The sequence below is a fragment of the Alcanivorax profundi genome, from assembly GCF_003597125.1.
GTDB classification, from domain to species: domain Bacteria; phylum Pseudomonadota; class Gammaproteobacteria; order Pseudomonadales; family Alcanivoracaceae; genus Alcanivorax; species Alcanivorax profundi.
This window is the reverse complement of the sequence record NZ_QYYA01000013.1, coordinates 1-2,754: the sequence shown is the minus strand read 5'-3', so window position 1 is coordinate 2,754 and position 2,754 is coordinate 1. Positions and strand designations below refer to the sequence as shown.

Genomic DNA, 2,754 nt, shown 5'->3' with positions numbered 1-2,754 from the left:
CCAGTGTACTTTTGTGCCGGTCCCAAGCCCGGATAAATAGAGAGGGTTGTGTCAGGAAGGGCATCCGTAAACGGACGTCTAACAGCGCAAAAGACTTCGTCTGGAACAGGGAGAAGAGAAAGAGAGGAGGAAGGCGTGCCTGTAGACAGAGAGAGAAGAGAAAAGGAAGGAGTTTAGGACTGAAAGTAGGGACTTTGAATGTTGGTACGATGACAGGTAAAGGTAGGGAACTGGTAGATATGATGCAGAGAAGAAAAGTTGACATTCTGTGAGTCCAGGAGACAAGGTGGAAAGGCAGCAAGGCTAGAAACATTGGAGCAGGGTTTAAACTGTTTTATCATGGTGTGGACAGGAAGAGAAATGGAGACAACTGGGAATACCCCAATATTAACTCAAATTATTCCGATAGATATTTTCGGTGGTGCGCTGTTTTTACATTTAACGGTGAGTGGTGCTGTAGTGTGTGTGTGTGTTGTAAGAGGCCCCTTTGTGAACTGTGAACTGAATGAAATTGACTCCACTTAAGTTGTATGTAGCTTAAATACGTGTACATACGTGAATTAAACAGATAATAACAAACAGACAGCTGAGACAGTGATTGTACATTTAAATTAGTTGAAGTTTGGACTCAAAAAGTGATTACTGTATACAGTTTTTACTTAACATTTTCCTTTAAATCGCAATTACATTTTAAAGCTAAGGGCAGCTCATATAACAGCCATTACCTTAACAGCACTTCACAAGTTCAGATATTAAAATTGATTTATTTTCCACCCGTAGTACTACACCTGGCTTATGGTAATTTAATCTAGTCACAGGAAGTCAAATCTAGCCACAGGAGATCATCTCTAGCCACAAGAGGACACAAACCAGTGTACTTTTGTGCCGGTCCCAAGCCCGGATAAATAGAGAGGGTTGTGTCAGGAAGGGCATCCGACGTAAAACTTTTGCCAAATCTAATATGCGAATCACTAGAAGGAGAGAAGGAAAGAGAGGAGGAAGGCGTGTCTGTAGACAGAGAGAAAAGAGAAAAGGAAGGAGTTTAGGACTGAAAGTAGGGACTTTGAATGTTGGTACGATGACAGGTAAAGGTAGGGAACTGGTAGATATGATGCAGAGAAGAAAAGTTGACATGGAATGAGGAATTTCAGGGAAGTATCCAGAGGAAGAGGATGGCTAGGAAGAAGTGGCACAGTGAGAGGACTGAGGAAAGTAGACAGGAATATAGGGAAATGCAGTGTGAGGTTAAGATAGAGGTAGCAAAAAGAATGTTCTGGAGGTCAAGAGAATGTCAGATAGGTTGATGAGTCTGAAGCTGGAAATTGAAGGTGTAATGTTAAATGTTGTTAGTGGTTATGCATGGAAAGGATGTGCAGCAGGTTAGAGGGATTAAAGATAAAGATGGAAATGTGTTGACAGGTGACAGGAGGGTGACAGAGGTGAAAGAGTGGTGATAGGTGCTGACTTCAATGGACAAAAATGACAGGGAGAGCAGAGTAGTAGAGGCAAATAATGTTGAGTAGGAAGTAGAAAGAATTAGCAAGGAGGACAGAGGTTGGGCTTTGAAGAGGATAAGGAGAGGAAAAGCGGTTGGTCCTGATGACATACCAGTGGAGGTATGGAAGTGTCTAGGAGAGATGGCAGTAGAGTTTTTAACTAGGTTGTTCAACAAGGTCTTAGAGAGTGAGATGATGCCTGAGGRATGGAKGAGAAGTGTKTTGGTGCYGATTTTYAAGAACAAGGGAGATGTGCAGAGGTGTGGAAACTACAGAGGTATTAAGCTGATGAGTCAAGAACAAAGGCAGAACAGAAGACAAAGTGGTGGAAGTTGGAAAAGGAAGAGTGCTGTGTGGTCTTCAGGGAGGAGTTGAGACAGGCTTTAGGTGGGCAAGAGGTGCTGCCAGATAACTGGAATACTACAGCCAAGGTGATCAGAGAGACAGGTAGAAAAGTGCTAGGTGTGTCATCTGGTAGAAAGAAAGATGACAAGGAGACGTGGTGGTGGAATGAGAAAGTTCAGGAGAGTATTCAGAGGAAGAGGTTAGCTAGGAAGAAATGGGACAGAGAGAGGACTGAGGAAAGTAGACAGGAATATAGGGAGATGCAGCGTGAGGCCAAGATAGAGGTAGCAAAGGCCAAACAGAAAGCTTATGAGGACATGTATGCAAGGTTAGATAGTGCGGAAGGTGAAAGAGATGTATATCGGCTGGCGAGGCAGAGGGATAGAGATGGAAAGGATGTGCAGCAAGTTAGAGTGATTAAAGATAGAGAAGGAAATGTGTTGACAGGGGACAAGAGGGTGATGGAAAGATGGAAGGAGTATTATGATGAAGAGGTGAACAAAGAAAATGACAGAGAGAGCAGAGTAGTAGAGGCAAATAAGGTTGAGAAGGAAGTAGAAAGGATTAGCAAAGGTGAAGTTAGGAGAGCTTTGAAAAGGATGAAGAGAGGAAAAGCGGTTGGTCCTGATGACATACCAGTGGAGGTATGGAAGTGTCTAGGAGAGATGGCAGTAGAGTTTTTAACTAGGTTGTTCAACAAGGTTTTGGAGAGTGAGAGGATGCCTGAGGAATGGAGGAGAAGTGTTTTGGTGCCGATCTTTAAGAACAAGGGAGATGTACAGAACTGTGGAAACTATAGAGGTATTAAGCTGATGAGTCATACAATGAAGTTGTGGGAAAGAGTAGTGGAAGCTAGGCTAAGAGGAGAAGTGAGCATCTGTGAGCAGCAGTATGGTTTCATGCCAAGAAAGAG

At 43.3% G+C, this 2,754-nt stretch carries 2 protein-coding genes; both read left to right on the top strand.

Features of this window, described 5'->3' with window-relative positions; translation table 11 throughout:
* A partial coding sequence (locus D4A39_RS18890; RefSeq protein WP_233552514.1) for a hypothetical protein occupies positions 1-272 on the top strand: 272 nt, incomplete at its 5' end.
* Between the two features lie 1,556 nt (positions 273-1,828).
* Positions 1,829-2,754 (top strand): reverse transcriptase family protein (locus tag D4A39_RS18885; protein WP_147393933.1); only part of this gene is annotated, 926 nt, incomplete at its 3' end.